The 4,519-nt window shown below is 35.7% G+C and carries 4 protein-coding genes; 3 read left to right on the top strand and 1 reads right to left on the bottom strand.

Annotation, left to right across the window (positions count from 1 at the left end; all coding sequences use genetic code 11):
- Positions 1-389: 389 nt before the first annotated feature.
- Both B2745_RS01540 and B2745_RS01535 read left to right on the top strand, forming a co-directional pair.
- Positions 390-2,396 (top strand): thioredoxin domain-containing protein, encoded by a 2,007-nt coding sequence (locus B2745_RS01540; protein WP_304062746.1) that lies wholly within the window; start codon positions 390-392, stop codon positions 2,394-2,396.
- Between the two features lie 32 nt (positions 2,397-2,428).
- Positions 2,429-2,923: an FKBP-type peptidyl-prolyl cis-trans isomerase gene (locus B2745_RS01535; protein ID WP_304062743.1), complete on the top strand. Its 495-nt coding sequence runs from the start codon at positions 2,429-2,431 to the stop codon at positions 2,921-2,923.
- A 163-nt stretch (positions 2,924-3,086) separates the two neighbouring features.
- Here B2745_RS01535 and B2745_RS01530 read toward each other — a convergent pair whose 3' ends face one another.
- Positions 3,087-4,214, bottom strand: a complete 1,128-nt coding sequence (locus B2745_RS01530; RefSeq protein ID WP_304062740.1) for a HEPN domain-containing protein — start codon at positions 4,212-4,214, stop codon at positions 3,087-3,089.
- Between the two features lie 123 nt (positions 4,215-4,337).
- Between B2745_RS01530 and B2745_RS01525 the strand changes: the two genes are divergently transcribed.
- Positions 4,338-4,519, top strand: a 182-nt coding sequence (locus B2745_RS01525) for a helix-turn-helix domain-containing protein (protein ID WP_304062737.1), incomplete at its 3' end; no start/stop codon positions are given.

Genomic DNA, 4,519 nt, shown 5'->3' with positions numbered 1-4,519 from the left:
GTGTTGTAAATGCTTTCAACAAAGTATAAACTTGCCCACGGCTCCCGTTTGCGGATAAAAGATTTATGGAGGATTTACAACAAATATTCATCAGCCTTGATTTTTTGTTCACTTTTTTATCAAGAAAAAAGTGAATAGGGTTGGCCGCCTATGAGGCCGGAAAGCCTTGTGCGAAAATGCCATTACAAGAAAAGAAAAAAGCCGCTACCCGGCTAGAGTTGGAAAGTCTTGTGCGCTAAGCCAATTAGTTAACAATCTCTAAAAAATAATCATCATCCATGTATTGTAATATTTAAAATATTTCTCCTCTTATTATTCGTTTAAATATTATTTTACAAACCATTAAAACATGGTTTCATTTTTGATTCTCAAGCAATAAAACATTCAAGATGCCAAACAGACTTATACATTCCTCATCACCCTATTTATTACAACACGCCAATAACCCAGTAGATTGGTACCCTTGGGGAGAAGAAGCCTTAACCAAAGCTAAAGCAGAAAATAAGCTCATCTTGGTAAGTATCGGCTATTCAGCTTGCCATTGGTGTCATGTTATGGAACATGAAAGCTTTGAAGATGATGAAGTAGCAAAGCTCATGAATCAATTTTTTGTTTGTATCAAGATAGACCGGGAAGAAAGACCAGATATAGACCAGATTTACATGAATGCCGTACAATTGATGACCGGCAGAGGTGGTTGGCCCTTAAATTGTTTCTGTTTGCCAGACCAACGCCCTATTTATGGCGGTACATATTTCCCTAAAAAAGATTGGAAAAACTTATTAACCAATTTGGCCCATTTCTGGGATACCAAACCAGATGAAGCCATTGAATATGCAGTAAGATTAACAGACGGCATCAAACAAGCAGATAAATTGGCTATTGTTAAAGAACATCAAGCCTATAGCTTAAAAAATATTGAAGATGCTTTAACACCATGGAAAAGACTTTTTGATTTCTCTGAAGGCGGACATAACCGAGCGCCAAAATTCCCAATGCCAAATAATTGGGCTTTCTTGATGAAAGTTGCCCATTTACTTAAAGACGAAGCTGCTCATGTTATTGTGAGGTTAACTTTAGACAAAATGGCCGCAGGTGGTATTTATGATCATTTGGGCGGAGGTTTTGCTCGCTACTCGGTAGATGGAAAATGGCATATCCCCCATTTTGAAAAAATGCTTTATGATAACGGACAGTTGTTAAGCTTATATGCTGATGCTTATAAATGGTGTAAAGAAGAGCGTTATAAAGAAGTTGTTTACGAGACCGTAGCATGGTTAAGAAGAGAAATGACCTCGCTAGAAGGTGGTTTTTACTCGGCCTTAGATGCCGATAGTGAAGGCGTAGAAGGTAAATTTTATACTTGGAACAAAACAGAAATAGATGAGCTTTTAGGTGAAGATTCTGAATTGTTTAATACCTATTTTGAGATTACAGCGGAAGGAAACTGGGAAGAAGAAGAAATCAATAGCCCATGGATAAGAAAAGAAAAAGAAGATGTTGCCAAGCATTTTGGTTTAGCGCTAGATGATTTTAATAGCAAGATAAAGCAAGCAAAAGCTATCTTATTTAAACAGCGTTCTACCCGGGTAAGACCAGGTTTAGATGATAAGATTTTAACCTCATGGAATGCTTTAACCATTAAAGGTTTATGCGATGCTTATAAAGCTTTCGCTGATGAAGAATTTAAAAGTTTGGCTTTAAACAATGCCCAATTCATTATCAAAAACTTGTATAAAGAAAACGGAGGCTTGTATAGAAGCTATAAAAATGGTAAAGCCAGTATAAATGCTTTTTTAGATGATTATGCTTTATTGGCAGAAGCTTTTATAAACGTGTATGAAATTACCTTTGATGAAGACTGGTTACAAGAAGCCAAGAAACTTTGTGATTTTGTAACCGCTCATTTCCATGATGAAGAATCTGGACTGTTCTTTTATACTTCTGATGAAGACGAAGCCTTAATAGCTAGAAAATATGAAGTGATGGATAATGTAATACCAGCTTCAAACTCGGTTTTAGCCTGGAATTTTAAGAAACTTGCTATTTTCTACAATTGCCAAAATTACCAGCATATCTATCAGCACATGCTAAAAACGGTAGAACCGCATATCAAATCTTACGCTTCTGCTTATACTAATTGGGCATCTTTATTATTGGATGAGATTCATGGTAGTTTCGAAATAGCAATTACAGGTGCAGATTTCGAAGAAAAAAGAAAAGAAATAGAAAAATATTACATTCCTAATAAGATTATTTTAGGAGGCGAAAAAGGAAACTTACCTTTGCTGCAAGACAAGTTTGTTGGTGACACCAGAATTTTTGTTTGCGAAAACAAAACCTGCCAATTACCCCAAAGCGAGGTTGAAGAAGCAATTAAACAAATATATAAATAGAAATGCTTTGATCATTTCAAAAACACAACAGCATGAAAATTGAAAACAATCACGTAGTATCATTAACCTATGATTTATACGTAACAGAAGAAGGCGAAAAAAAACACGTAGAAAGCGCAACTACAGAAAGACCATTGGTTTTTTTATACGGTGCTGGTATGATGCTTCCAAAATTTGAAGAACACTTAAGTGGCTTAGCCATTGGCGATAATTATGCATTTTCTTTAGATGCTGTTGATGCTTATGGAGAATATGACGAAGCAGCAGTAGCTAATTTACCTAAAGATATGTTTGCACAAGCTGGTTTGCCAGAAGTAGGTACAGTTTTACCTTTACAGGATAATAATGGCAACCAATTTCAAGGCAGAGTAGTATCTGTAGTTGAGGATGCTGTATTGGTTGATTTAAATCACCCTATGGCTGGTCACGAGTTACATTTTAACGGAACTATCCAAGATGTAAGACCTGCAACACAAGAAGAAATAGACCATGGTCATGTACATGGCGAAGGTGGTCATCACCACTAACAAAACATCATCTTATTGTCTGCCAAATGGGTAGACAATAAGATGATTATCATTCTTAATAAGCATTAATTATAATTTTTGAGGAGTTAACCGTCGTCCTGATAAGAGTCGAAAAACAAGCATCTATCCCCCTTTTCGTTTTTACCTCAATTTACATATACCCCTACTCTGTTAGATCTAAGAAAAGCATCATTTTATTAAATGCTGTCTCTGCCAACTTTGGTAATTTACATACACGTTCGCTTAATAATTTTAAATCATCTCTGGATACAGCAAAATCTTCCTGATACCTGGACTGGCAATAAGTAAGATTAAGAAGTTCTAACAAATGCTGTCCTTCTTTATCCTCTACAGGAAATACCATACACATTTCAGGTGCTATCTGCTCCATCTCTTTATGTAGAGCAAACAAGTCGTGAGTCTTTTTCTCTTTACCTCTAAAAGCAGTAATCAATGCTCGATAACTGTGTTCTGCACATTGGTGCAATAAAAAAGCAGCTAACCGAGGGCTATCTTTTAAGCAATCCTGAGATTGAACATAAAAAGAATGAGCTAACTGAATAGTCCATTGAAATGTACTTTCACTTTTTGCTTTCCGCTCTAACAAATCTACGCTGGCAATTTTAGGCATAGGCTTGCCAGATAAATCATAAATTAAATTTTCTGGACGACAATAGCTTAAATAGAGTAAATCACAAGTTTTAAAAGCTTCTACCAAAGCTCCGTTTACACATAAACTACAATGTAAATGGCTTTGTGCAGCATGTATAAAATCTAGTTTAGGTTCTAGGTCTATAAACTTTTGTTGTAAACGATCTTGTAAAATAAAAAGCACTTCAAATTCTTCTCTAACTTTCAAATTGCTTTGCTGTTTTTTCCAAAGGAATACTTTTTCTGGTTGTATGACTCTTATTAACAGTTCTATGGCAGGAGCCAGTTCTGTGCTTACGGCTGGATGACATTTTTTTAAACCAATAACATCATCTAAAACTATTTTAGAGCTTTCTTCACCTTCTCTCATAGTTACATAAGCTGCAATCAATAAACGTCTCAAACGGTCATAGAAAAAATACATATCCTCAAGTCCATCAGCCATGTCATAAGTACCCGCTACCACTTGGTATTGTAGCCAACCGTGATACATTTTATCTAAAATATCGAGTGTTTTGTGCACTGGATAGTCAAGATAAAACACCCTTAATTCCAGCTTTACCCTCTCTGGGTTTTCAGCATCTATTTCACATTCTTTTTGTGTTAACTCCGGATATTTTAATATTTTTTCATCATTCATAAGATAAGACTGTTGTTTAAGCCAAATCTCTTGATCTTACTTGATGTACCGAACCATAATAAATTGTATTTTACAATCATCTGCTTGTTTCGTACATTTACTTAAAAAGCATAAATTTATAGCATGACAGATACTTTACACATCGGCCGAAAAATTTCCCGCATCCGCGAGCTACGTGGTATGAAACAAGAAGCCCTAGCTCAGGAATTAGGCATCAGCCAACAAGCCATTTCTAAACTAGAGCAAAGTGAGAAAATTGAAGAAGAAGTGCTGGATAAAATTGCTAAGGCTTTAGGGGTGACTGC

Source organism: Pedobacter glucosidilyticus (assembly GCF_002483235.1).
Taxonomy (GTDB): Bacteria; Bacteroidota; Bacteroidia; order Sphingobacteriales; family Sphingobacteriaceae; genus Pseudopedobacter; species Pseudopedobacter glucosidilyticum_B.
Note: the sequence above shows the minus strand (reverse complement) of the source record. Positions and strands in the feature narration are given on the sequence as shown.